Source organism: Cryptosporangium sp. NPDC051539, assembly GCF_044454545.1.
Taxonomy (GTDB): domain Bacteria; phylum Actinomycetota; class Actinomycetes; order Mycobacteriales; family Cryptosporangiaceae; genus Cryptosporangium.
In genome coordinates, this window is record NZ_JBITDV010000009.1 from 43,944 (window position 1) to 68,487 (window position 24,544).

Sequence of the window (24,544 nt, forward strand, 5' to 3'; positions counted from 1 at the left end):
CAGTTAACTGCCGTTCTTGAGTTGACGACGAAGGAGCTCATATGGGCGAGGCTCAGGTGCGCGCCACGGCTCTCGCCATGGTGGGGTTCTCGGCACAAGGGGGGATGACGCCGATGAGATTCGTTCATGAGAGCCTCCCGCAGCGGGTCTGTTTCGACTCGGGCGGTGCGGCTCGCGCGGTCGCCGCGGAAATCGAGCTGGTGAAAGCCGAACGCTTGATGGTCGTCGCGGCGACCCCCGAGGCCGACCTTGCCGAGCGGGTCACCGCCGGGCTGCCGGTCGTCGTGCGTCATGACGAGGTCGTCATGCACGTCCCGATCGAGATCGCCGAGCGTGCCCGCAAGGTGGCCGCGAATCGTGCCGTCGATGCGTTGGTGTGCGTGGGTGGTGGATCGACCACCGGTCTCGCCAAGGCGATAGCGATGACGACCGGACTTCCCATCGTGGCAGTACCGACCACCTATGCCGGGAGCGAGGCGACTCCGGTCTGGGGATTGACCGATGGTGACCGCAAGACGACCGGCGTGGACCCCGTGGTGCTCCCTCGCTCCGTCGTGTACGACGCCTCGCTGACGCTCGGCCTGCCGGTCGAGATGTCCGTGGCGAGCGGTCTCAATGCCCTGGCGCACTGCGTGGACTCCCTGTGGGCACCCGGCGCCAACCCTCTCAACGCCGCGCTGGCGGCCGAGGGCGCCCGTGCGCTGCACGGTGCTCTGCCTGAAGTGGCGAATCATCCGAAAGACCTTCCCGGACGGGAGCAGGCGCTCTACGGCGCTTACCTCGCGGCGGTGGCGTTCGCGGCGGCGGGTTCCGGTCTTCACCACAAGATCTGCCACGTGCTGGGAGGCAAGTACAACCTGCCGCACGCCCAGACGCACGCGATCGTGCTGCCCTACGTGCTCGCCTTCAACGCGCCGAATGCTCCGGAAGCGGCCGATCGTCTTGCCCGGGCATTCGGTACGCCGAGCGCGCCGGCCGGGCTGGAGTCGCTGAGGGCTCGGCTGGACGCTCCGCGCGCGCTGCGCGACTTCGGATTCGCGGAGTCGGAAATCCCGGCCGCGGTCAGTGCGATTCTGCCGTTCGTGCCGGCATCGAATCCTACTCCCGTGACCCCGGACGATCTCGCCCTGCTTCTTCGCGCGGCGTGGGAAGGAAGCGACTGGCGATGAGGGAGACCCCCGCACTCTCCGCCGAGCAGCAGGCTCGCGAGGAGGACCTGATCCAGCGTGTGCTGCGCTCTTTCGACGAGTGCACAAATCCGCGGCTGAAGGAACTCATGATCAGCGCGGTCGAGAACCTGCACGCGTTCGTGCGCGAGGTCCGCCTCACCGAGGAGGAATGGCTTCAGGGCATCGAGTTCCTGACGGCGGTCGGTCACATGACCAACGACCAACGACAGGAGTTCATCCTGCTGTCGGACACCTTGGGCGTCTCCATGCAGACCATCGCGATCAACAACGAGGCCTACGACGACGCTACGGAGGCAACGGTTTTCGGACCGTTCTTCGTCGAAGGCTCGCCCGCGCTGGAGAGCGGCGGAGACATCGCGTTCGGTGCGGCCGGTGAGCCGTGCTGGGTCGAGGGCACCGTGACCGACGCTCAGGGCCGGCCCGTAGCCGGCGCCGGCATCGAGGTCTGGGAGGCCGACGCCGCCGGCTTCTACGACGTGCAGTACGGCGACCAGCGCACCGCCGCGCGCGGTCAGCTGTCCAGCCAGGCGGACGGTAGCTACCGGTTCTGGGCGGTCACGCCCGTCCCGTATCCCATCCCTGACGACGGACCGGTGGGCAAGATGCTGGAGGCGACAGGGCGCTCGCCGATGCGCGCGGCCCACCTGCACTTCCTGGTCAGGGCCCCGCACTGCCGCACACTGGTGACCCACATCTTCGTGGAGGGCGACGAGTTGCTCGACTCGGACACCGTCTTCGGCGTCAAAAATTCGCTGGTCAAGAAGTTCGAGCGGCAGCCCGTGGGCACGCCGACGCCCGACGGCAGGGTCGTCGAAGGCACGTGGTCGAAGGTGACCTTCGACATCGTGCTCGCCCCGGCCGGAGCGTAGGCCGAAATGACGCTGTTCTCCTCCGTGGAAGACGCGCACGCGAAGCTCGCCGGAACGGGTTATCTGGTCGACGAAGAGCTGGCGACCGTGGTGTTCCTGGGTGATGCCATGAGCAAGCCGTTGTTGCTCGAAGGACCGGCCGGAACCGGCAAGACCGAGCTCGCGAAGGCCGTCGCCGAGGGAACCGGTGCCACCCTGATTCGGCTGCAGTGTTACGAGGGACTCGACGAGGCTCGCGCCCTGTACGAGTGGAACTACCGGAAGCAGCTGCTGCGGATCCAGGCCGCCCAGGTGGAGGGCGAGGACAGCGGCGCCTGGGACGACCTCCACGACGACATCTTCGGGGAGGAGTTTCTCCTCGAGCGGCCACTCCTGGCGGCGATCCGCCATCCGGGCCCCCTGGTGCTGCTCATCGACGAGGCGGACAAGGCCGACGTGGAGGTCGAGGGGCTACTTCTCGAACTGCTGAGCGAGTTCCAGGTGACCGTTCCCGAACTCGGCACCATCTCCGCCACCCAGCGTCCGTTCGTGGTGCTCACGTCCAACGCCACTCGTGAGTTGTCCGAGGCACTGAAGCGGAGATGTCTCCACGCGCAGGTGGAGTACCCGGAGCCGGCGCGCGAGCGAGCGATCGTGCGCAGCCGGGTGCCGGCGGTCACGGCGGAACTGGCCGAACAGATCGTCAAAGCGGTGCGTGCTCTGCGTGCCCTCGACCTCCGGAAAGCGCCGAGCGTCGCGGAGACGATCGACTGGGCGCGCGCGCTCGAGGCGCTCGGACACCGCGAGCTGACCGATGCCGTTGTTTCGCGGACGCTCGGGGTGGTGCTCAAGAACGACCACGACAAGGTCAAGGCGCGGGAACAGCTCCGGCTTCCCAGCCCGTGGGTGGCGTGAGTACGTCTGCGGCGGTCCCCGATTCCGACGACATCGCCCCGCTCCTGGTGATTGCCCTCGTCGCCCGTCTGCGTCGCGGCGGTGTTCCGGTGTCGACGAGCGAGGTGCTGGATGCCACCAGCAGTCTCGTCCACATGGATCTGCGGACCCGTTCGCAGGTGCGCGCGGCACTCCGGGCCACGTTGGTCAAGGACGCCACCCACAACGTGCTCTTCCGGCGGTCGTTCGACGCAGTCTTGCCTCGCGCCTCCCGGCCGGTGCCGGAGTCGCCCGCTGTCTCGTCCACTGAGGAGGCGTCCGACATGGAGCAGGAATTGCTCGATTCGGTGGTTCGTGCGCTGCGCGAGGGCGAGGGTGAGGACATCGACAGAGCGATCGAGGAAGCGGTCGATCATTTCGGGGCCGGCGACGACGACGGTCGCTCCGCAGGCCACCACGCCCAGCGGATGCTGCGTCGGATGAACGTGCCGGACCTGTACCGCCGCTACCTGGAAGCGGCCGACGACGAGTCGGATTTCCAGAAGAGCACCACGACGACAGAGGCCCGCACCGCGATGGCGCAGTTGGGCCGTCGACTCGAGGACCAGTTCTCGGGCCGGCTGCGTGAAGGCGACGGAGTCGCACTGCAACACCTCGAGGACGTGCAGGATCGGCCGCTCCTCACGGCCGGCGCGGATGAATTGGTCGCGATGCGAATGGCGATGCGCCCCCTCGCGCGGCGGCTCGCTGCCAAATTGGGTGCGCAGCGGCGACGGGGCGGCTCCGGTCTGGACATGCGTCGAACGATCCGTGCGTCGATGGGTACCGGGGGCGTCCCGGTCAAGCCGGTGCTGCGCAGGCGGCGTCCGGTGAAACCCGACCTCATCGTGCTCTGTGACGTCTCCGGCTCCACCGCCCAGTTCGCCCCTTTCACGCTGACGCTTCTGCACGCGTTGCACCAGGAGTTCCGCCGGGTGCGGTCATTCGTCTTCATCGACGGGATCGTCGAGATCACCGACCTGCTGGAACGCAGTCCGGGAGTTCTCGATCCGAAACACCTGCTCTCGAAGCGTGGCCTGGTCGCACGGGACGGCCGCAGTGATTACGCCCGTGCGCTCACCACGTTCCTGGGCACGTGGGGCGAGGCCGTCACCGCGAAGACCACCCTGCTGATCGCCGGCGACGCGCGCTCGCACGGCCGTGACCCGGCTACCTCGGTGATCGCCGAGCTGAGCCACCGCTCTCGTCGCCTGTACTGGCTGAACCCCGAGCCGCGACCGGAGTGGGACACGAGGGACTCCCGTGCCGGGGAGTACGCCGCGCACTGCTCGGAGGCCTTCGAGGTGGCGACCATCCGCCAGCTCACCGCTGCGGCCGCACAAATCGTCTGATGCACCGAACTCGAGGAGGGACCGTGACCCAGCAGCTTCTCAGCCTCGCGATCACGTTGCCGGCCGACCTGGAGCCCGACTTCGCGGTCGACGTCGCTCGGATGTCAGGGCGGCTCGGCTTCTCGGCCGTCCACTTGTGCTCGGTGGACGGCGGAGAGCAGCTCGAGAGGCTGGCCGAGGCGGCGGCGCCGGCTCTGGTCGTCGTTGATCCTGACTTCCCCTCCGACGAGATCGTTCGGGTCAACGATCCGGCCGCGGTAGTCGCCGCGCGCGCGGAGATGAACGCCGCGGACGTGAGGCGCCCGCTCCTCGTCGCCGTACCGATCTCGATCGGCCGCACCACGAGCGAGGCGATCGCGAGGGCCGATCTGGAGCCGCGTTTCACGGGAGACCGACACCCGCGTCAGGTGGGGATCTTCGGCACTTTCGAGCAGGCGCAAGACCAGGTGCTGGCACTCTCGCGAGCGGGAGCGGACGGTCTCGTCCTCGACGTTCCGCTCGTGCGCGACGTCGCGGACGTGCTCGCGCAGATCCGCGCGCTGGTCGTCGGCGCGACCCCCCGGCTGGTCGACGCCCCGACCGTACGCAGCGTGCCGCCGCCGCGAACCGTGTTCTACGGCGAGTAGCCGGCGGCCATGCCCAAATCCGCCAGAGCTGTCGCGATTGCTTTTCGAGGGCGTGACGGCTCGCGAAACTCGACGTGACACCCGACGCGGCGCCGAGGGCACTGCACCGCGGAGATCGAGGAGCGGACAGATGACAACGACGACCATTCCGGCCCGCGGCGGCGCGGTCCAGCGAGCCTCGTACACGACCAAATTCGGTTCGCTGGCCGACCACGACAAGGGCGGCGTCGAACTCGTCGCCGACGACGCGCGCCACTACGCCTTCTCGAACATCTTCGAGGTGGCCTCCACGATGCCGGCGTGGAGGCGCGTAGCGGTCGCGAAGAACTGGGAGTACGTCCTGGAGACCGTCCGGGCCGAGGGCACCTCCCCCTGGTTCACGGCCTCGCACGACGAGTTCGCCATCTGCATGGACGACGCGGGCAGCGAGGTGGTCGTGGAACTGATCAAGCTCGATGCGCCGGTCCAGGGTGACGACGTCGAGGGCGCCGTTCTCGTCCCCGGCGAGCCGGTCGGCCGACCGATGGGTCGTATCCACCTCAAGCGCGGCCACCAGGCGTTGTTGCCCAAGAACTCGGCGTATCGCTTCGTCAAGGACGGCGAACCCGGTGTCTTGCTCATCCAGACCATCGGCGGCGAGCTCACGGAGTACCGCTGGGCCGAGATCTGCCAGGTCGTCTGACGTAGTCGAATTCGCATCCGGGAGAGAGGACAGTCATGACCATTGGGCTCGAGGTCGAACGGTCGACCGACGTCAACAACGACGGATACCACGAATTCAAGCTCGGAGAGTTCACTTTCCGCCGCGATGAATTCTTCGTCTACATCAGCTGGCCCACCGGCAGTCACATGATGAGCGCGGATGCTTTCCTGCGGGCGCTCCAGCGTGACGTCGCCTGGGACTTCTTCTACGGAGTCGTGAACTTCGACGGTGTCTTCGGAACCGTCAACCACTACGGGAACGTGGACGTCTTCGCGGGACGCTACAACGATTCCTATCGCAAGGCCGAACTCGACTACAGCGAGAACCACGAGACGCCGCACATTCGCGAGACCTTCAAGGCGGTGCTCGACGACTGGACGAACGAGTCCTTCGACCCCTTCGCCTCGCCCCACGAAACCGGCTCCGCCTTCGGTCTGAAGAACGGCAACAACACCGGCGCCGTCACCCGTCAGCGGGTCGCCGCGGAGCGGATGGTCGGCGTCCAGGGTGATCAGCCGATCCGCAGCGACGAATCCGGCTACCCCCTCAACCGCATGTTCGCCGACGTCGACCAGAGCGAGCCGGTCGTCGAGGTCGAGCCGGGCTTCGAGGGTGAAGTCGCCGCGTTCAGCCTCTTCGCGTACCTGTCGCGCTCCGACGTGACGTGGAATCCCTCGGTCGTCAGCGTGTGCAAGGACTCCCTGGCGTGCCCGACGACCGAGGAGTACATCCTGCCGATCATTCACGGTAATGACCGCGTCGAGTGGTTCATCCAGCTCAGCGACCAGATCACGTGGGAGGTCGAGGATCGTGACACGGGGGCCGTGCGTTCGCGGGTCGTGATGAAGGCCGGCGACGTGGCGGCGATGCCGGCCGACATCCGCCACCAGGGCTACTCGCCGAAGCGGTCCATGCTGCTGGTGTGGGAGAACAACTCCGAGAAGATCCCCGAGGCCATCGCGTCCGGTAAAGCTCCGACGTACCCCGTCGAGTTCTGATGTCGATCCAGACCAAGCTGTTCATCGACGGCGAGTTCGTCGACGCGGCTGACGGGGCGACCTTCGAGACGATCGACCCGCATGACGGATCCGTCCTGGCGAACGTCGCCGAGGCGCGGGAGGAAGACATCGACCGGGCCGTCGAAGCGGCCGGTCGGGCCTTCCCGGCATGGCGTGATGTGCCTGCCGCCGACCGGGGCCGGTTGCTCCTGAAGCTGGCCGACGCCATCGAGAGCGACGCCGGCAACCTCGCTGCCCTCGAGACCAGGGACACCGGACACCCGGTGCGCGACACGCTCGGCCTCGACGTCCCGCGAACGGCCGCGACGTTCCGGTACTTCGGTGGGATGGCCGACAAGTTCCAGGGCAGCGTCGTGCCGGTCGAGCAGGGCTTTCTCAACTACGTCGTCCCGGAGCCGCTCGGCGTCATCGGGCAGATCGTCCCGTGGAACTTCCCGGTGATGTTCACGAGCTGGAAACTGGGACCGGCGCTGGCCGCAGGCAACTGCGTCGTGATGAAGCCGTCGGAGATCACGCCGCTCTCGGCGCTCCGGGTCGCCGAGCTCGCCGCCGAGGTCGGCTTCCCGCCGGGCGTCATCAACATGGTGCCAGGCTTCGGAACTACCGCCGGCCAGCGCATCGTCGATCACCCCGGAATCGCCAAGGTCTCGTTCACCGGCAGCACGAACGTCGGCAAGATGATCGCGAGGGGCGCGGCCGAGACGCTCAAGCAGGTTCATCTCGAACTCGGTGGAAAGGGTGCGAACCTCGTCTTCGAGGACGCGAACATACCGGCGGCGGTGAACGGGACCGCGTTCGGAATTTTCCACAATCAGGGGCAGGCCTGTATTGCCGCCAGCCGACTCATCATCCACGAGGCGGTCGCCGACGAGTTCTTGGAACGTCTGATCGCGCTCGCACGGTCGATTCGGCTCGGCGACCCCAAGCAAGAGACGACCGAAATGGGGCCTCTCACCTCGGCGCTTCACCGCGATCGGGTGGCCTCCTATCTAGAGCTGGCTGGGCAGGAGGGTGGGGAGGTCCTGACCGGTGGAGCGGTGCCGGTGGACCCCTCGCTCGCTGACGGCTTCTACGTGGAGCCGACGATCGTGCAGACCCGGCCGGGGACGCGTACCGCCCAGGAGGAGGTCTTCGGACCGTTCATGGTCGTGCACAAGTTCAAGACCGACGAGGAAGCGCTGCAGATCGCCAATGACGTCGCCTACGGCCTCGGCGGCGGCTTGTGGACGAACGATCTTTCACGTGGGCACCGAGTCGCTCGGGAACTTCGGGCAGGAATGGTGTGGGTGAACTCGTACAAGCGAGTCAATCCGGGCTCGCCGTTCGGGGGTATCGGCATCTCCGGCTACGGCCGCGAGATGGGCTTCGAAGCGATGCGGGAATACACCGAGCCGAAGTCCACCTGGATCAACGTCGACGCGCCGCCGAAGCCTTTCTATCCCCGGTAGCGCAGTTGCCGGACTTCTCGATCAGCCCGGCGACGCGTCGGGTAGCGGCCGAGGGATCACCAGCTCGGGTGCTGAGCAACAGGTCCACGCGGGGAGCGTCGGCCAACGGCCGGTACGCGACGCCGTCGAGCCCGAGAGCGCGGACCGGCTCGGGCACGAGTGCGACACCGAGACCCGCGGCGACGAAAACGACGAGCGTCGCGGTCTCGGAAACCTCGACGACGCTCGACGGCCGGAAGCCGTGCGCGGCGCAGGCCGCGAGCACGGTCGCGTGCATCGAGGAGCGGCCGCCCGCCGGGTGCATCACGAATGTCTCGCCGGCCAGCTTGTCGAGACCGACGACCTCGTGCCCGGCCAACGGGTGGTACCGGGGGAGCACCGCCACCAGCGGTTCGCTGCGCAGCTGCCGCGTCTCGACGCCGGGCGGCACGGCGTCCGGCGCCCGGTGGACGACCAGGTCGAACTCGAAGTCGGCGAGGCCTTGCATCAGCTCCGGAGTGAGTAGCTCGCCGCGCAGCCGCAGGTCGACGTCGGGCAGCTGCTGCCGGACTTCCCGGGCGAGCCGGGGCAGGACGTCGTAGGTGGCGGTTCCGATGAACCCGACGGAGACCCGCCCGGCGCGGCCGGTGGCGATGCGCTCCAAGTCGTCGGCGGCGTTCGTGGCCTGGGTGAGCAGCCGGTGCGCGTGGTCCACGAAACGCCGGCCGGCCGCGGTGAGCTCGACTCGGCGGGTGGTGCGGTCGAACAGCTGCACGTCCAGCTCGCGTTCCAGCGCCTTGATCTGATGGGACAGCGCGGGCTGAGCGAGGTGCAGCCGTTCGGCGGCCCGCCCGAAGTGCCGGGTCTCGGCCACGGTGACGAACGCGCGGACGTACCGGAGATCCATTAATACTTTTTATCAATCGGCGTCAATCTTGTATTCGACGCCATCAATCCGAGCGCTTAGCGTCGAGACATGACCTCTGCCTTCCTCTACGCCGCCAGCCGGACGCCGTTCGGCCGCTTCGGCGGCGCGCTGGCCGGGGTCCGCCCGGACGACCTGGCCGCGACCGCGATCACAGCGACGCTCGCGCGCACGCCGGACCTCGACCCGGCAGCGATCGCCGACGTGGTCTGGGGCTGCGCGAATCAGGCCGGCGAGGACAACCGCAACGTCGGCCGGATGGCAGTGCTGCTGGCCGGGCTCCCGGTCAGCGTGCCGGCCACGACCGTCAACAGGCTGTGCGGCTCGTCGCTGGACGCGGCGATCATCGGCTCCCGGGCGATCGAGTCCGGAGACGCCGACGTGGTGCTGACCGGCGGCGTCGAGTCGATGACCCGGGCGCCGTGGGTGTTGCCGAAGCCGTCGCGGGCGTTCCCGGCCGGGAACGTGACAGCGGTCTCGACCACGTTGGGCTGGCGCCTGGTCAACGAGCGGATGCCGAAGGACTGGACCGTCTCGCTCGGCGAGGCCAACGAGCTGCTGGCCGAGAAGTTCGCGATCTCCCGCGAGCGTCAGGACGAGTTCGCGGCCCGCTCGCATCAGCTCGCCGAGGCCGCGTGGTCGGCGGGCTTCTACGCCGACCTGGTGGTTCCCGTGGAGGGTCTGTCCCGCGACGAGAGCATCCGGGCCGGTTCCGGGCCGGAGACGCTGTCCGGGCTGAAGCCGTCGTTCCGGCCGGACGGCACGATCACGGCCGGCAACGCCTCGCCGCTCAACGACGGGGCGTCCGCGGTGCTGCTGGGCACCGAGGCCGCGGCCGGGGTGATCGGGACGGCGCCGCTGGCCCGCATCGCCGGGCGCGGTGTCAGCGCCGTCGAGCCGCCGATGTTCGGGTACGCCCCGGTGGAAGCGGCCGAGCGGGCGCTGCGCCTGGCCGGCATCGGCTGGCCGGACGTGGCCGCGGTCGAGCTCAACGAGGCCTTCGCCGTGCAGTCGCTGGCCTGCGTCGACGCGTGGGGCGTCGACCCGGGCATCGTCAACGCCAAGGGCGGGGCCATCGCGCTCGGACACCCGCTGGGCGCCTCCGGCGGGCGGCTGCTGGGCACGCTGGCCGCGCGGCTGCGCGAGAGCGGCGATCGGTACGGCGTCGCCGCGATCTGCATCGGCGTCGGCCAGGCTCTGGCAGTCGTGCTGGAGAACGTCGGATGACGGCGGTGATCTGTGGAACGGCGGCCGAGGCGGTCGACGGGATCGCCGGCGGGTCGACCGTGATGGTCGGCGGGTTCGGTATGGCCGGAATGCCGGTGCAGCTGGTCGACGCGCTGATCGCGCAGGGCGCCACCGACCTCACCGTCATCTCCAACAACGCCGGCAACGGCGACTCCGGGCTGGCCGCGCTCCTGGCCGCGGGCCGGGTCCGGAAGATGATCTGCTCGTTCCCGCGCCAGCACGACTCCTGGGTCTTCGACGGCCTCTACCGGGCGGGGAAGATCGCGCTCGAGTTGATCCCGCAGGGCACGCTGGCCGAGCGCATGCGCGCCGCGGGCGCAGGCATCGGCGCGTTCTACTGCCCCACGGGGGTAGGGACGCCGCTGGCCGAGGGGAAGGAGACCCGCGTGATCGGCGGCCGTCCCTACGTGCTCGAATACCCTCTCGCCGCCGACGTCGCGCTGGTCGGCGCGCACAAAGCCGACCGAATGGGCAACGTGGTCTACCGCAAGACCGCCCGGAACTTCGGCCCGGTCATGGCCGCCGCGGCACGCACGACGATCATCCAGGTGGGTGAGGTGGTCGAGGCGGGGGACCTGGACCCGGAAGTGATCGGGACGCCGAGCATCTACGTCAGCCGGGTGGTGGCGGTATGAGCCTGGACAAGAACCAGATAGCCGCCCGGATCGCCCGGGACATCGTCGCGCTGCATCCGCGGGGCGCGTACGTCAACCTCGGCATCGGCCAGCCCACGCTGGTCGCCGACCATCTGCCGACCGGCTCCGGCGTCGTGTTGCACACCGAGAACGGCATGCTCAACATGGGCCCGGCCGCGACCGGCGACCAGATCGACCCGGACCTGACCAACGCCGGCAAGATTCCGGTCACCGAGCTGCCCGGCGCCGCCTACTTCCACCAGGCCGACTCGTTCGCGATGATGCGCGGCGGCCACCTCGACATCTGCGTCCTCGGCGCGTTCCAGGTCTCCGCCCGTGGTGACCTCGCCAACTGGCATACCGGCGCGCCGGACGCGATCCCCGCCGTCGGCGGCGCGATGGACCTGGCGATCGGCGCCAAGCGGGTCTTCGTGATGATGACGCTGTTCGGAAAGGACGGTGCGGCGAAACTGGTGCCCGCGTGCACCTACCCGCTGACCGGCGTCGGCTGCGTCAACAGGATATACACCGACCTGGCCGTTTTCGAGGTGGGCCCGGAAGGTGTTGTCGTGCTGGATACCTTCGGGATTGACCGTGAGGAACTCGCGTCGAGGTTGGCGATCCACCTGCCCGAATAGTGCTCGAGCCGTCGAAATGAACTCGACGAGGGGAGAGCGCGTACCGCTGCCGGGATCGAGCAACGCCTGACGGCCGGGGTCGAGACGCCGCCACGGTCATCCCGGACGGTCAGGAAGGCAACCGCGGGCTCGCGTCCAATCGCGCTGTTGCGGTTGCGTACGGGTAAATCACCGCTTTACCACATCGAACTGGATTGCATTCCTGTCGCGGTTTAGCGTGATCGGTGGACCGACCCGAATGCGGTGGTGATTCCTTCATGAACGTGACTCTGCTCGACCACGTGCTTATTACCGACGTGGTCGCCAATTTGGCGCATGCCCAAGACGGTAAAGACTGGGACCGCTTTCGCAATTTGTTCGCTGATCGGGTGACGCTGGACCTGACCGGCCGTACCGGGGAACCCGCCGAAGATCTGTCGGCGGACGAGCTGACCCGGAAGGCCCGGTCGGTCATCGACGGGTTCGCCTGTACGCATCACGCCAGTTCGAACCTGCTCATCGAAGTGTCCGGCACGACCGCGACCTGCCGGGCGCACATGGTCGCGTTCCACCACGTCCCGATCCCAGGCGTCGACCATCTCACGATGCGCGGCTACTGGTACCTGGACCTCCTCGCCGACGCGAACGGCAACTGGGCGATCCGCCGGTGGACGATCGTGCGCGCCGCGCCGTGGGAGGGAAATCCGGACCTGTATCGGATAGCGCGCGAAGGAGCCTGAAGTGTTTTACGAGATCCGCCGCGAGACGGCGATCCGGGGCCGGGGCGAGGAACTCGCCCGATGGATGGACGAGCACGTGATTCCGCTGCACGAGGCGGGCGGAATGACTGTCGTGGGTACGTTCGCCGACGCCGATGACGAAGACGCGTTCATCTGGATTCGCACGTTCCGCGACGACCGGGAACGAGAAGAAATCGTGGACCGGGTTCACCGGAATCCGCTCTTCGAGTCCCGGATCAAGCCTCGGGCCGAGGAACTTCTGGCCGGGGAAGCGGCGACCGTTCGCCTGGTGCCCACCACTTACTCCGAGAGGAACCACACGTGCGCGCAGTAGTTGCCGGCGGCGGGATCGTCGGGCTCACCAGTGCCCTCGCGTTGCACAGGTCAGGCATCGAGGCGGTGATCCACGAGCAGGCTCCCGAGATCCGGGCGGCGGGTGCGGGGCTCGGTCTGTGGGCGAACGCGTTGGCGGTCTTCGACGAGCTGGGGCTGGGCGAGCAGGTGCGAGCCATCGGCCGTCCGGCGGAGATGTTCTTCCGGAACCACGCGGGCGAACTGATCCGTCCCGCCGGGTTCGCGGAGGACGACCACCGGTACCTGCTCGTGCACCGGGCCACGCTGAGCGAGTTGCTCGCCGACGCGGTCGGCCGGGAGCACATTCGCCTGGACTCGCGGCTGGTCGGCTACGACGAGACCGGCACCGGCGTGACGGCCCGCTTCGGTGACGGGACCACCGTGGAGGCGGACCTCCTCATCGGCGCCGACGGCGCGTACTCGGTCGTCCGCTCCCTCTTGCTCCCGGGCAGCGACGCCGTGGAGCACGAGGGCCATCACGCCTGGCGTGCGGTCGTCCGGCCGCCGGAGGGCGTCACCGTCGACCGGGGCGTCATCGTGCTCGGTGAGGAACGCACCCGTGGCGGGTACGTGCCCACTGTCGACGGCACCGTGTACTGGCTGGTGAACCAGTTCGACGCCGATCCGCTGAAGGGCTCCCCGAAAGAACAGGCCGCGGAACGGGCCGCGTTCCTCGATACGACGGGCTGGAACCCGGCGCTGCCCGCGCTGATCGAGTCGACGCCGGACGATGAGGTCCTGCACAACCAGATCATGCTCGTGCCGCCGTTGCCGCGCTGGGCGTCGCAGCGGGTGGTGCTGGTGGGTGATTCCGCACACGCGCTCTCTCCCCACATCACCGCGGGTGCGTCGCTGGGCGTCGAGGACGCGCTGCTGCTGGCTCGGCTGCTCACCTCGTCCGACCGGGTGGCGGCCGCGCTGGCCGCCTACGAGCAGGACCGGATGCCGCATTACCGCCAGGTCACCGAGTTGGCGAACACGGTGGAAGATTCCGCGACGCCGGAGGAGTTCGCCGCCAATTACGTGGCCTTCAGCCATTGGATGCTCAACCGGTGACTGCCTTGTGCATCGACGCCGACGTGGCCGTGCCGATGCGCGACGGCGTTGCGCTGGCGACCGATCTGTGGCGACCGGCCGGAACCGGTCCGTGGCCGGTCCTGCTCGCTCGCACCCCGTACGGCCGGACCTCCCTCGCCCACCTGGGCAATCCGAAGCTGCCCGACGTCCGCGCCCTGGTCGACAGTGGCTATCTCGTCGCCGTCCAGGACGTGCGGGGGACCGGGGGATCACCGGGCGTGATGGAACCGCACCGCTTCGATCAGAGCGACACTGCCGACACTCTGGCGTGGATCACCGATCAGGCCTGGTGCGACGGCAGCGTGGGGATGTGGGGAGCGTCCTACATGGGCTTCTCGCAGTGGCAGGCGGCGACGCAGGCGCCGCCCGGACTGCGGGCGATCGCTCCCGCGATGACGTCGGCCGACATCTACCGGGCCTGGTACTCCGCGCAGGGTGCGGTGTCGCAGAGCACGCTGTTCAACTGGTCGGCCCGGATGGCGGTGGCGAACCTGTCGCGCCCGGAGCGCAACGATCCGCAGGGCGCGGCGGCGATCCGCGCCGCACTCCAGCACGTCGATGCGCTGTACTCGCTGCCGATCGACCAGCAGGGCGCTCTGCTCCGGGGCATCCCCTGGCTGGGTGAGATGCTCGCCCACCCCGACTACGACGCGTACTGGGAGCGTTTTGCGGCGTTGGACCGCAGTGCGGAGATCACCGTTCCGGCGTTGAACGTCACCGGCTGGTACGACGTGTTCGCGGGGGAGGTCGTCCGCGCGTACACCGTCATGCGCCGTGACGGCGGCAGCGCGGCGGCCAGGGACGGCCAGCGACTCGTCATCGGGCCGTGGGGGCACGGTGACGGCGCCGACCTGGGAACCTTCCCCGATCGCTCGTTCGGGCCGGCCGGGTCGGTCAAGGCCGCGGAGGTCACGCAAGCTCACCTGCGGTTCTTCGACCGGTGGGTGCGGCGTCGCACCGAAGTCGATCCGGGAGCCCCGGTGCGCATCTTCGTCATGGGCCCCGACCGGTGGCGGGACGAGGACGACTGGCCGCTGCCCGACACCGTGTACTACGACCACTACCTGCGCAGTGCGGGACGGGCCAACACCTCCGAGGGAGACGGACGCCTCGACGAATGCCCCGCCGACGACGACCGCAACGACGCGTTCTCCTACGACCCGCTCGACCCGGTCCCGACCGTGGGCGGAGCCACTCTCGGCGTGGACGGTTTCGCCGGCCCGGCCGATCAGAGCGACGTGGAACGCCGCGACGACGTGCTCTGCTACACCGGCGAGGTTCTCGAGCAGGCGGTGGAAGTCACCGGCCACGTCGCCCTCACCGTGTACGTGTCCTCGACGGCGGTCGACACGGACGTCACCGGCAAACTGGTCGACGTCTTCCCCGACGGCCGCGCCCTCATCCTCTGCGAAGGTCTGTGCCGGATGCGGTATCGCTCGGCGCTCAACCGGCCGGAGCCGTTGGTGCCCGGCCAGATCGTCGAGGCCACGATCGACCTGGGTGTGACGTCGAACGTCTTCCGTCCCGGACACCGCATCCGGCTCGAGGTGTCGAGCAGCAACTTCCCGCGGTACGACCGCAACCCCAACAACGGCGGCACCCTCGCGTCCACCGCGAGCAGCCAGGTCGCGCTCAACCGGATCTTCCACGGGCCGGCGCGTCCCAGCCGGCTGACGCTGCCGGTGATCGAGAGGCCCCGATGAGCACGCAGCGGATCGAGGCCGACCTGCTGATCCCCGGCCGCGGTGCGCCCGTGCGCGACGGTGTCGTCGTCATCGACGGCCCTCTCCTCACGTACGCGGGTCCGCGCGACGGTGCTCCCGCCGAGGCCTCCGCCGGCGAACCGGTACGGGCTCGAACCGTCATGCCGGGGATGTGGGACTGCCATACGCACGTCAAGGGCGGTCGCCCGGGCGTATTCGACTCCGTCCAACTGGTGCAGGAGCATCCCGCGACCCGTGCCGCCCGAGGCGCGCAGGGCCTGCGCCGGGCTCTCCACGCCGGCGTCACGAGCGTTCGTGAGGTCGGAGGAATGGGGCTGCAACTGGCCCCGGTCGTCGCCGAGGGCTTCCTGCCCGGTCCGGCGATCTACGCCGCGGGTGCCGTCCTGTCCGCCACCGGCGGCCACGGCGATCTGCACGGCCTGCCCACGGAGTGGGCCCACGACTGTGCCCGGCGGGGCACCGAGTTCCGGCTGGCCGATGGCGAGGCCGAGTGCGCGAGAGCGGTCCGCGAACAGCTGCGCCACAACGCCCGGATCATCAAGGTGTGCGCCTCCGGTGGCGTGCTCAGCGTCGTCGACGACCCGATGCACCAGGAGTTCACCGTCCGGGAGCTGCGCACCATCGTCGAGGTCGCCGGGCTCGCCGAGCGGAGTGTCGCGGCCCACTGCCACGGCAAGGCCGGGATCATGGCGGCGCTCGAGGCGGGCGTACTCACGATCGAGCACGGCAGTCATCTCGACGACGAGGCGTGCGCGGCGATGAAAGAAGCCGGCGCGATCCTGGTACCCACCCTCACGATCATCCGGGACCTGCTCGACGGCGGCATGCTCCCGCCGTACGCGGCCCGCAAGCTCGCCGGGATCGCCCAGGCCCATCGGGACAACATCGCCCGCGCCCACCGGGCGGGCGTGCGGATCGCGATGGGCACGGACATCCAGAGCAGCGGCGACGCCCCCGCCGCCTGGGGACGCCACGGACGCGAAACCGTGTTGCTCCGGGAGATCGGCATGGATCCCCTGGACGTGATCGAAGCCGCCACCGCCAACGGTCCCGCCACTCTCGGCCGGCAGGCGCCCCGCTCCGGCCTGCTGCACGAGGGCTTCGACGCGGACGTCCTGATCGTCGACGGCGATCCGCTCCGCGACCTCTCAGTGCTCGCGGACCCGTCCAGGATCACCGCGGTGTGGCAGGCCGGCACGCAGGTGAAAGGTCTAACTTTCGCCGGGTGAAACTGTTCGGAGGTATGGTTAACCACCGTGCAACTGGACTTGAACCTGCTGGTCGTGCTGAACGCCCTCCTCGAAGAGGGCAGCGTGATGGGTGCGGCCGAGCGATTGCACCTGTCGTCACCTGCGATCAGCCGCAGCCTCGGCCGCCTCCGCAAGATGACCGGCGACGACATCCTCGTGCGCGCGGGCCGCACGATGGTGCCGACGCCGTACGCGATGGCGATCCGGGAGGAGGTCGGCCGGCTGCTCAGCCAGGTCAACGACGTGCTGGCGCCGAGCCGCACGCTCGACCCCGACCGGCTGGAGCGCGTCTTCACGGTGCAGTGCCACGACGGACTCGGCACTGCGCTGGCGCCGACGCTGTTGCGCAGGGTCCAGGAGGGCGCACCCGGCGTGCGACTCCGGATCCTGGCCGAGAATTCCGTCGATACCGACGACCTGCGACGTGGTCGCGTCGACGTCGAACTCGGCGAGGATCGGCCGGACCTGCCGGAATTCCGCTCCGAAGCGCTCGGCTCCGATCCGATCGTGGTGGCGATGCGCTCCGGGCACCCCTGCGCCGAGCACCTCGATCTGAGTTCGTACGCCTCGTATCCCCACGTGGCCGTCTCGCGGCGTGGCCGTCTCACCGGAGCGATCGACGACGTGCTCGCCGCCGAGGGCTTACGGCGTCACGTGTCCGCGGCCGTGGCCACCGGCACGATGGCACTGCACGTAGCCAGCCAGAGCGACATGCTCGTCACCACGACGGAACTCGTCAGCCGAGCACTCGTCGAGGCGTTCGGCATGATCAGCCGGCCGTTGCCGGCCTCGATCCCCGCCGCGCCGATCAACTGCACGTGGCATCAACGCTACGACTCCGACCTGGCCCACGCCTGGTTGCGGGACCAGGTGCGGGCCGCGGTGACGGAGGTCGCCGTCCGCTGAGCGGACGGCCGGCTAGGCGGACAGCGGCACCGCAACGGTTCCGCCGAAGCGGGGCATCTCGGCCTCGTCGAGCATCGCGGCCGCGACCGTCGCGCGGGAGATCTTCGCGGAGAAGTCGAGCGCGGGGGCGTCCGCCAGTCCGACGGTGCGCCGGTGCGGGCTCTCCGGTTCGTCGCTGAGCAGGCCCGCATGGAAGACCGTTCCGCCGGCGGCGAGCACGGAGCCGTCCGCGCTCACCTTGTCGGCGAGGCGATCACCCAGCATCGCGCCGAGACCCTGGGCGGCGTCCCCGGCGGCCGGTGCCGACCTGCCCGTGCCGTACGCACCGAGCCAGATGACGCGCCGCGGCCCCGCAGCGAGGACCGCCTCGGCGCCCGCGGTGAGGATGCCGGCCCGGTCGGTGCCGAGTGCGGACAGGACCACGGAGCCGGAGTCGATGACGGCAGCGATGCTCCCGGCGTCGTCGACATCACCCGCCACCTTCGTCAGGGACACGGAGTCCGGCACGTCGATACGTGCCGGGTCGCGCGCGATCGCCGTAACGGTGTGGCCGCGTCGCAATGCCTGCCGGACGAGCTCCGACCCGGTCCGCCCGGACGCGGCGAGAACGGTGAGTTTCATGCGAGCACGCTAAGCGGTCGGCGGCCGTCGAATCCAATGCACTGTGGTGAAGTCACCATTTACTGCTACGCAATTAGCAATGCGATTGCGTGGCGGTAAATCGTCGGTTTACCGAATCGTACTGGCTTTCGCTTATTCCGCGACTTAGCGTGGCCTTGGCGCGGGGAAACGCGGCGACAATTATCTACAGATCCGGTTATCCATGGACCTCGGACACGTACTTCTGCTGATCCTCGCCGGCCTGGTCGCGGGCGGGATCAACGCGCTCGCCGGTGGTGGCTCCCTGATCACCTTTCCCAGCCTGATCGCGACCGGCCTTCCCTCGGTCGAGGCGAACGTCACGAACTCGGTCTCGGTTTTTCCCGGCTACGTATCCAGCGTGCTGGGCAGCCGAGCGGATCTGGTGGGGCAGTGGCGTCGCATCCGGGCGGTGTTGCCCGTCTGCGTCGCCGGTTCCGTCCTCGGTTGCACGTTGCTTCTCGTCACCCCGGCTCGAGCGTTCGAGCTGACGGTGCCGTTCCTGGTGCTCGGTGCGGCCGCGACGCTGTTCTTCCAGGAGCGCCTGCGCGGCCTGGTCGGCCATCCTCGTGCGCTCGGCCCCCGCCGCCGGGCGATCACTCTGCAGACCGTCGCTTTCCTCGGTGCCGTGTACGGCGGCTACTTCGGCGCTGCCCTGGGCGTGATGTACGTGGCCGCGCTGGCACTCGTGCTCGACGAGACGTTCACCCGCATCAACGCCCTCAAGAACGTCCTCACCGTCACCGTGGGCGCGATCACCCTCCTGACGTTCGCGCTGTTCGGCCCGGTCGACTGGTCGGCGGTGCTGCTTCTGGCCCCGGCGACGGTCGTCGGGGGCTATGCGGGGGCGACCCTGGCCCGGCGTCTACCCGGTCGCGTTCTGAAAGCGCTCATCGTCACGTTCGGTACGACGATCGGCCTGGTTCTCCTGGCTCGAGCGCTCACCTGACACCAATCCGGAAAGTGAGCAAACAATGATCGACTGGGTCGAGCTGACCGAGTCCCTCGCCGCGTCTCCGTGGCTGTACGTGATCTTGATGTCGGTGTCGTTGCTCGACTCGTTCCTCCCGCTGATCCCGAGCGAGCCGGTCATCATCATCGCCGGCGTTCTCGCCGCCTCGGGTTCCACCAATCTGGTGCTGGTCATCGGGGCCACGGCGGTCGGGGCATTCCTGGGCGATCAGATTCCGTACGCGCTCGGCCGAGGGCTGAGCGACAGAGTCGAGAAGCGACTCCCGGCGAAATCCAAACGACGTGCGTCGCGCGACTGGATCTCCGCGCAACTGGATGCGCGCGGTGGGTTCGTTCTGGTGAGCACGCGGTTCATTCCGGTCGGCCGCTACATCGTGACCGTCACCAGCGGCATGGTGCGGTACGACTACCGGCTCTACGTCCTGTTCACCGTTCTGGGCGGTACGGCCTGGAGCGCCTACACCGTGCTGACGGGATATCTCGGCGGCGTGCTCTTCCAGGAGAACGCCTTGCTGGCCTTCCTGGTCGGGCTCGGGCTGGCGCTGGCGCTGTCCGGTGCGCTGGAGGTGATCCGCCGGGTCCGCGCCCGGGGCGCGATGGTGTGAGCCGGATCGACGCGAGAGCCGACGTGGCGTGCCCGTACTACAGGGCACGCCACTTCGTCGCTGCGTACACCGCGGCGGTGCGGTTGTGGACCCCGAGTTTGCGCATCGCGCTCCTCAGGTAGGCCTTCACGGTCTCGGAGCTGAGGCCGAGTTCGCTGGCGATCTCCAGATTGCTGGCACCGCGCGCGACGAGCCGGAGCGTGTCGATCTCGCGCGGAGCCAGCAGATCGCGCTCCGCCGGAAGCGCGGCACCGCCCAGCGTCCGATGAATGCGGTGCAGTCGGGCGCGCAGCTCAGGATCTTCCGTGTGTGCAGCGATCGCCGCCAGATCGTCCAGAGCCTTCGCCGCCGGCTCCGCCTCCGGCGGCCGCGGCTCGTCGAAGCGAACCAGCGATTCGACGTCGCGCTGCAATTGGGCCGCGACGGTGGTCGCGGCGGCCAGCGCCCGGTCGCCGAGCGACTGCGTGCCGCGAACGGCGCCGTAGATGACACCGCGGACCGCCCCCCGGACGATCAGGGGCACCGCGTACACGGAGGTCAGCTGCTCTTCCCGGACCACGACGTGGTCGTAGTGATGAGTGATGGTGGCGGTGGAGGCGTAGTCGAGCACCCGCTGGGGCGTCGCGTGGCGCAGCACCGTCCCGCCCAGCCCACGGCCGGACTGCACGGCGAGTCCTCGCAGCGAGGTGCCCACGGTTCCCGAGAGCCGGCTGATGATCAGCGAGGACGCGCCGTCGACCGCCCGGGTGGCGCCGCCGAAGACGACCGGCGCCCCACCGGCGCGCTGCAGCCGACGCAGGCGCTCGGGGAGGAGCCGGTCGATGATGTCGTGTACTCCGACGCCGTCGTCCATACAGTCTCCGGAGGTCCGAGCCGGTCGCCCGATCGGGGACCGTCTTCAGAAGGTTCTCCGAGCATGGGGGGCGAGGACAACCCTCGGTACCCCCGGACAGGGGTAGTCAGCCGGTGAGATCGGGGAACTGGTCGTCGCGCCGTTCCTCGCTCGGCGCGGGAAAGTGACGTGCGTCTGGGTAATCTCTGACGTGCCAAAGTTGCATTTGTGCGCAACCCGATCGGAACCTACCGTCGAGGGAACCAGGCCGGACTCAACGCTAGAGGAGAGTCGTCATGCGGCAGGTTCCATTAGGTAGGTCATCCGTCCGGATCAGCGAGTTCGTTTTCGGCGCCGGATCCATCGGCGGCGTCGGCACGTCGGCCGCGACCAGGGGGCGTGGCATCACGCCCGAGGAAGGACTGGCACGACTCGACGAGGCGTGGGAACTCGGTATCCGGCTGATCGACACCGCCGATGCGTACGCGGGCGGTGAGAGCGAGCGAACCGTCGGATCGTGGCTCCAGCAGCGGGAAGCCGCCGACATGCTGATCTCCACGAAGGTCGGCCTGGTGAGCCGTCCGGACGGGAGCCGCGGGTTCGACAACTCGCCGGAGTACATCCGCACGCAGCTGGAGCGGAGCATCACGCTGCTCGGCCGGGTCGACCTGCTGCTGTCGCACGCCCCTGACCCGGCCACGCCCGTCGAGGACACCATCGCGGCGTTCAGCGCGGCGCAGGAGGCGGGGCAGATCCGCGGTTACGGGCTCAGCAACGTGGACGCGGCGCGACTCGGCGAGGTGCTGGCAGCTGCTGACCGCCTCGGCCTGCACCGTCCGGTGCTCGTCGAGAACCGGCTCAACCTGCTCGACCGGCGCGACGAGGCCGAGCTACTCCCGATCGTGGTCGAGGAAGGCCTGGGGTACACGCCGTTCTCGCCGCTGGCCGGAGGCGTGCTGTCCGACCGGTACCTGGACGGCGCCCAGCCGGAGGAGGGAAGCCGTATCGCGGTGGCCGGCACCACGTACTACGCCGGTTTCTACACGCCGGAGAACCTCGAACGAGTGGCGATGCTCCGGGACGTCGCCCGCGAACTGGGCACCAGCGTGTCGGGCCTCGCGCTGGCCTGGCTGCGCGACCATCCCGCGGTCACGGCGCCGATCGTCTCGCCGAGCAAGGCGTCCCAATGGGACGCGGTACACGATGCCCAGAAGCTTCGTCTCGACGAGACGACGCGCGAGAAGATTTCGCAGATCTTCTGACCCTCACGGCTGAAAGAGACCCTCGAACGCGGCCCGGACGCGGGCGCGGAACCAGGCGTGGGCCTTGTCGTTGTCGTAACGCTGGTGCCACGCCAGGTACAGCGGCACGGACGGCGTGTCGACGGGCATCGGCCGGGTCTGCAGGCCCAGCGACGTGATCGTGGGCCCGCACATGTGCTCGGGAACCGCGACCACCAGATCGCTGTGGCTGACGAAGTACAGCGCGGCCGTACTCGTCGGCGCCGACGCCACCACCCGGCGCTGGAGCCCGAGGCCGGTCAGCGATTCGTCGACCGGGTCGGTCAGGCGGCCCCGGCGCGAAACGATCACGTGCTCGGCCGCGGCGAACTTCTTGCGGGTCATCCGCTTGCCGGCGAGCGGGTGACCCGGGCGCATGGCGATCACGAGGTCGTCTCGGCCCAGCAGCTGGGCGCGGACCTCGGGGAGTTCCGGCTCCGACGAGCCGACTTCGAGGTCGACCTGGCCGTGACGGAGTTCGTTGGTGTCGGTGCTGGCCTCGGCGAGCAGGCGGACCGACACGAGGGGAGCGGACTCCTGCACCGACGCGAGCAGCCGCGGACCGATCGCGGTGGTCACGGCGTCGTGGCCACGGATGGTGAAGACCCGGTCGAGCGTGGTGAGGTCGACGTCGCGTCCCGGCTCGAGCGCCGCCCGGGCTCGCTGCACGATGTCGTGGACCTCGCCCTGGATGGCGAGCGCGTGCGGAGTGGGCGTCATCGTGCGTCCGGTCCGGACCAGGATCTGGTCGCCGGTGGCCCGCCGGATCCGTCCGAGCGTCCGGCTCGTCGCGGGCGCGGACAGCCGGAGGCGCTGCGCGGCCCCGGCCACGCTGCACTCCTCGAGGAGCGCGTCGAGGGCCGTGAGCAGGTTCAGGTCGAGTTGCACGGCAGTAAATCTAAGCGCCGACGTCCTTTCGACGAAGCGGCGATCTTCGCCGCCGGAGAGGTCGTCGAGGCCGCTCCGCCGTGCGCACCCCTATCGATCCGCAGCATGGAGGCAACTGAGATGGACGACGAACTACTGCCCGCGGTGGTGGGCGCCGTGCAGCGAGCCGGCGAGGTCATGGCCGGCCGGCTCCCGCACCGCCCGGAGTTCCGCACCCGGGCCGACGTGGTGTCCGCGATCTACGCGAACGACGACGCGTCGCTGGCGATCCTGAAACCGGAGCTGACCCGGTTGCGTCCCGGCGCCGGCTGGGTCGACGACGAGCTCGAGAGCGGGCTCCTCCCGCCCGGCGAGTGGTGGGTCGTGGACCCGGTGGAGGGAAACGTCAACCACGCGCACGGCCTGACCGACTGGGGAGTCACCGCCACGCTGGTGCGTGACAACGCGCCCGTGCTCACCGCGGTGCACCTTCCGCTCACCGGCGACACCTACACCGCGGTCCTCGGCGGCGGCGCTGCGCTGAACGGCGAGCCCCTGGTGCCGTCGGCAAAGGTCGAACTGACGGGAGCGCTCGTCGGCACCGGCCAGGCCGCGCCGGGCGAGACCGACGAAGTCTTCGACCGCATCGGAGCTTCGGTGACCGCGATGCTCAAGAACAGCATGGTCATCCGCGTGTCGGTGCCGGCGACCCTCCAGCTGATCCAGATCGCCGCCGGCCGGATGGAGGTGTTCTGGCAGTTCAGTCAGGTGCGCTCGGGTCTGCTCGCCGGGGCGCTCCTCGTGTCGGAGGCCGGCGGCGTGGTCAGTGACACCCGCGGCCGGCCGTGGAACCTGGGCAGCCCGGACTTCCTCGCCGCCACCCCCGCGCTCCAGTCCGCCGCAGTCGACGTTCTGTCCGCGATTCCCCCACTCACCAGGAGCGTCTCATGACCACCATCGCCCTCCTCGGCTCCGGACGGGTGTCCCGTGCCCTCGCGGCCGCGTTCGCCGGCGCGGGACACGACGTGCGGGTCGGTAGCCGCGACCCCGACGCCGTTGCGCAGTCCTGGAACGGCCCGTCCGTGACGATCACCGGTGTCCGGGAGGCCGCGGCCGCCGCGGAGGTCGTCGTCAACGCGACCCCCGGCGAGACCTCCGTCGGGCGGATGAGTGAACTGAAGCACGAGCTCGAGGGCAAGATCCTCGTCGACGTGGCCAACGCGACCCGGCGGGGCGCCGGGAACCAGCCCGGCGAGCTGATCTACCCGAACGGCAGTCTGGCCGAGGAACTGCAGGCCGCGCTTCCGGCCGTCCGGGTGGTCAAGGCGCTCAACACGGTGCTCTTCATGGTCATGGCCGCGCCGGACAGCCTTTCGGCGCCGCCGACGGCGTTCGTCTCCGGTGACGACGAGGACGCCAAGTCGACCGTCCGGGGTCTGCTGGCCGACATCGGCTGGCCGGGGGAGCGCGTGCTCGATCTGGGGGGAATCCAATCGGCTCGCGGCGCGGAGGCGATGATTCTCCTGGTCCCCTACATCATGAAGGCATGGGGGATGAAGCCGTTCGCGCTTACCGTCCTGTCATGAGCGTCGTGGTCGCGTTCGCCACACGGCGCACGGTGGTCCGGTGCGCGACCCGCTCGATCCGGCGGCCTTCTGCGGGGTGGTGGGTTTCCGGCCGGTATCCGTGCCCACGGCGACGACCTCCTGGACGAGCCCGAGCCGTAAGGCCTCGTGGCATCCTCGGCGGCGATCCGGATGTCGGCGGCCAGGACG

General features: G+C 69.1%; 26 protein-coding genes. 22 read left to right on the forward strand and 4 right to left on the reverse strand.

Annotated elements, in window-relative coordinates:
* The first annotated feature begins 113 nt into the window (after positions 1 to 113).
* From ACIBZJ_RS26740 to ACIBZJ_RS26775, 8 genes are all read left to right on the forward strand, one after another.
* Complete coding sequence (locus ACIBZJ_RS26740) at positions 114 to 1,169, forward strand: maleylacetate reductase (RefSeq protein ID WP_395934845.1); 1,056 nt, start codon at positions 114 to 116, stop codon at positions 1,167 to 1,169.
* The gene (locus ACIBZJ_RS26745) at positions 1,166 to 2,059 is read left to right on the forward strand and encodes an intradiol ring-cleavage dioxygenase (protein WP_395934199.1); all 894 of its coding nucleotides are present in this window, start codon (positions 1,166 to 1,168) and stop codon (positions 2,057 to 2,059) included. Before ACIBZJ_RS26740 ends, ACIBZJ_RS26745 begins: the two co-directional genes overlap by 4 nt.
* Before the next feature lie 6 nt (positions 2,060 to 2,065).
* The gene (locus ACIBZJ_RS26750; protein ID WP_395934201.1) at positions 2,066 to 2,953 is read left to right on the forward strand and encodes an AAA family ATPase; all 888 of its coding nucleotides are present in this window, start codon (positions 2,066 to 2,068) and stop codon (positions 2,951 to 2,953) included.
* Positions 2,950 to 4,323, forward strand: coding sequence for a VWA domain-containing protein (locus ACIBZJ_RS26755; RefSeq protein WP_395934203.1), 1,374 nt, complete (start codon positions 2,950 to 2,952; stop codon positions 4,321 to 4,323). The genes ACIBZJ_RS26750 and ACIBZJ_RS26755 overlap by 4 nt, the downstream gene beginning before the upstream one ends.
* A gap of 23 nt (positions 4,324 to 4,346) precedes the next feature.
* The gene (locus ACIBZJ_RS26760; protein WP_395934205.1) at positions 4,347 to 4,949 is read left to right on the forward strand and encodes a hypothetical protein; all 603 of its coding nucleotides are present in this window, start codon (positions 4,347 to 4,349) and stop codon (positions 4,947 to 4,949) included.
* Positions 4,950 to 5,079: 130 nt separating this feature from the next.
* Positions 5,080 to 5,631 (forward strand): hydroxyquinol 1,2-dioxygenase, encoded by a 552-nt coding sequence (locus tag ACIBZJ_RS26765; RefSeq protein WP_395934207.1) that lies wholly within the window; start codon positions 5,080 to 5,082, stop codon positions 5,629 to 5,631.
* Positions 5,632 to 5,666: 35 nt separating this feature from the next.
* Entirely contained in the window at positions 5,667 to 6,650 is a 984-nt protein-coding gene (locus ACIBZJ_RS26770) for a hydroxyquinol 1,2-dioxygenase (RefSeq protein ID WP_395934209.1), read from the forward strand.
* Positions 6,651 to 6,655: 5 nt separating this feature from the next.
* Positions 6,656 to 8,119, forward strand: coding sequence for an aldehyde dehydrogenase family protein (locus ACIBZJ_RS26775; protein ID WP_395934847.1), 1,464 nt, complete (start codon positions 6,656 to 6,658; stop codon positions 8,117 to 8,119).
* Here the strand turns inward: ACIBZJ_RS26775 and ACIBZJ_RS26780 are convergent.
* Positions 8,079 to 9,005 carry a LysR family transcriptional regulator gene (locus tag ACIBZJ_RS26780; protein ID WP_395934211.1) on the reverse strand — a complete coding sequence of 309 codons (927 nt, stop codon included), beginning with the start codon at positions 9,003 to 9,005 and terminating at the stop codon, positions 8,079 to 8,081. The genes ACIBZJ_RS26775 and ACIBZJ_RS26780 overlap by 41 nt on opposite strands.
* Positions 9,006 to 9,074: 69 nt before the next feature.
* Here ACIBZJ_RS26780 and ACIBZJ_RS26785 point away from each other — a divergent pair, with 69 nt between their 5' ends.
* The 9 genes from ACIBZJ_RS26785 to ACIBZJ_RS26825 all read left to right on the forward strand — a co-directional run bounded on the left by ACIBZJ_RS26785 (position 9,075) and on the right by ACIBZJ_RS26825 (position 17,574).
* On the forward strand, positions 9,075 to 10,250 hold the full coding sequence (locus tag ACIBZJ_RS26785) for a thiolase family protein (RefSeq protein ID WP_395934213.1): 1,176 nt from the start codon (positions 9,075 to 9,077) through the stop codon (positions 10,248 to 10,250).
* Positions 10,247 to 10,906, forward strand: a complete 660-nt coding sequence (locus ACIBZJ_RS26790; protein ID WP_395934215.1) for a 3-oxoacid CoA-transferase subunit A — start codon at positions 10,247 to 10,249, stop codon at positions 10,904 to 10,906. Before ACIBZJ_RS26785 ends, ACIBZJ_RS26790 begins: the two co-directional genes overlap by 4 nt.
* Positions 10,903 to 11,544, forward strand: a complete 642-nt coding sequence (locus ACIBZJ_RS26795) for a 3-oxoacid CoA-transferase subunit B (protein WP_395934217.1) — start codon at positions 10,903 to 10,905, stop codon at positions 11,542 to 11,544. Before ACIBZJ_RS26790 ends, ACIBZJ_RS26795 begins: the two co-directional genes overlap by 4 nt.
* A 224-nt stretch (positions 11,545 to 11,768) precedes the next feature.
* Positions 11,769 to 12,263: a nuclear transport factor 2 family protein gene (locus ACIBZJ_RS26800; RefSeq protein WP_395934219.1), complete on the forward strand. Its 495-nt coding sequence runs from the start codon at positions 11,769 to 11,771 to the stop codon at positions 12,261 to 12,263.
* Between the two features lies 1 nt (position 12,264).
* Positions 12,265 to 12,597 (forward strand): NIPSNAP family protein, encoded by a 333-nt coding sequence (locus ACIBZJ_RS26805; RefSeq protein WP_395934221.1) that lies wholly within the window; start codon positions 12,265 to 12,267, stop codon positions 12,595 to 12,597.
* A complete protein-coding gene (locus ACIBZJ_RS26810) occupies positions 12,585 to 13,673 on the forward strand; it encodes an FAD-dependent monooxygenase (protein WP_395934223.1) in 1,089 nt (362 codons plus the stop codon). The genes ACIBZJ_RS26805 and ACIBZJ_RS26810 overlap by 13 nt, the downstream gene beginning before the upstream one ends.
* A complete protein-coding gene (locus ACIBZJ_RS26815) occupies positions 13,670 to 15,397 on the forward strand; it encodes a CocE/NonD family hydrolase (protein ID WP_395934225.1) in 1,728 nt (575 codons plus the stop codon). Before ACIBZJ_RS26810 ends, ACIBZJ_RS26815 begins: the two co-directional genes overlap by 4 nt.
* A gap of 50 nt (positions 15,398 to 15,447) precedes the next feature.
* Positions 15,448 to 16,647: an amidohydrolase family protein gene (locus tag ACIBZJ_RS26820; protein ID WP_395934849.1), complete on the forward strand. Its 1,200-nt coding sequence runs from the start codon at positions 15,448 to 15,450 to the stop codon at positions 16,645 to 16,647.
* 27 nt (positions 16,648 to 16,674) lie between these two features.
* Positions 16,675 to 17,574 carry a LysR family transcriptional regulator gene (locus ACIBZJ_RS26825; protein ID WP_395934227.1) on the forward strand — a complete coding sequence of 300 codons (900 nt, stop codon included), beginning with the start codon at positions 16,675 to 16,677 and terminating at the stop codon, positions 17,572 to 17,574.
* Between the two features lie 12 nt (positions 17,575 to 17,586).
* Here ACIBZJ_RS26825 and ACIBZJ_RS26830 read toward each other — a convergent pair whose 3' ends face one another.
* Positions 17,587 to 18,195 (reverse strand): NAD(P)-dependent oxidoreductase, encoded by a 609-nt coding sequence (locus tag ACIBZJ_RS26830; protein WP_395934229.1) that lies wholly within the window; start codon positions 18,193 to 18,195, stop codon positions 17,587 to 17,589.
* Between the two features lie 202 nt (positions 18,196 to 18,397).
* On the opposite strand from ACIBZJ_RS26830, the gene ACIBZJ_RS26835 reads away from it, so the two are divergent.
* Complete coding sequence (locus ACIBZJ_RS26835; RefSeq protein ID WP_395934231.1) at positions 18,398 to 19,162, forward strand: sulfite exporter TauE/SafE family protein; 765 nt, start codon at positions 18,398 to 18,400, stop codon at positions 19,160 to 19,162.
* 25 nt (positions 19,163 to 19,187) lie between these two features.
* Positions 19,188 to 19,790 carry a DedA family protein gene (locus tag ACIBZJ_RS26840; RefSeq protein ID WP_395934233.1) on the forward strand — a complete coding sequence of 201 codons (603 nt, stop codon included), beginning with the start codon at positions 19,188 to 19,190 and terminating at the stop codon, positions 19,788 to 19,790.
* A 37-nt stretch (positions 19,791 to 19,827) separates the two neighbouring features.
* Here the strand turns inward: ACIBZJ_RS26840 and ACIBZJ_RS26845 are convergent, their stop codons facing one another.
* The gene (locus tag ACIBZJ_RS26845) at positions 19,828 to 20,643 is read right to left on the reverse strand and encodes a response regulator transcription factor (RefSeq protein WP_395934235.1); all 816 of its coding nucleotides are present in this window, start codon (positions 20,641 to 20,643) and stop codon (positions 19,828 to 19,830) included.
* A 275-nt stretch (positions 20,644 to 20,918) separates the two neighbouring features.
* Here ACIBZJ_RS26845 and ACIBZJ_RS26850 point away from each other — a divergent pair, with 275 nt between their 5' ends.
* Positions 20,919 to 21,884, forward strand: coding sequence for an aldo/keto reductase (locus ACIBZJ_RS26850; RefSeq protein WP_395934237.1), 966 nt, complete (start codon positions 20,919 to 20,921; stop codon positions 21,882 to 21,884).
* Between the two features lie 3 nt (positions 21,885 to 21,887).
* Here the strand turns inward: ACIBZJ_RS26850 and ACIBZJ_RS26855 are convergent, their stop codons facing one another.
* Positions 21,888 to 22,790: a LysR family transcriptional regulator gene (locus ACIBZJ_RS26855; protein ID WP_395934239.1), complete on the reverse strand. Its 903-nt coding sequence runs from the start codon at positions 22,788 to 22,790 to the stop codon at positions 21,888 to 21,890.
* 105 nt (positions 22,791 to 22,895) lie between these two features.
* Between ACIBZJ_RS26855 and ACIBZJ_RS26860 the strand changes: the two genes are divergently transcribed.
* Positions 22,896 to 23,720 (forward strand): inositol monophosphatase family protein, encoded by an 825-nt coding sequence (locus tag ACIBZJ_RS26860; protein WP_395934241.1) that lies wholly within the window; start codon positions 22,896 to 22,898, stop codon positions 23,718 to 23,720.
* Entirely contained in the window at positions 23,717 to 24,355 is a 639-nt protein-coding gene (locus tag ACIBZJ_RS26865) for an NADPH-dependent F420 reductase (protein ID WP_395934243.1), read from the forward strand. The genes ACIBZJ_RS26860 and ACIBZJ_RS26865 overlap by 4 nt, the downstream gene beginning before the upstream one ends.
* Positions 24,356 to 24,544: the final 189 nt, after the last annotated feature.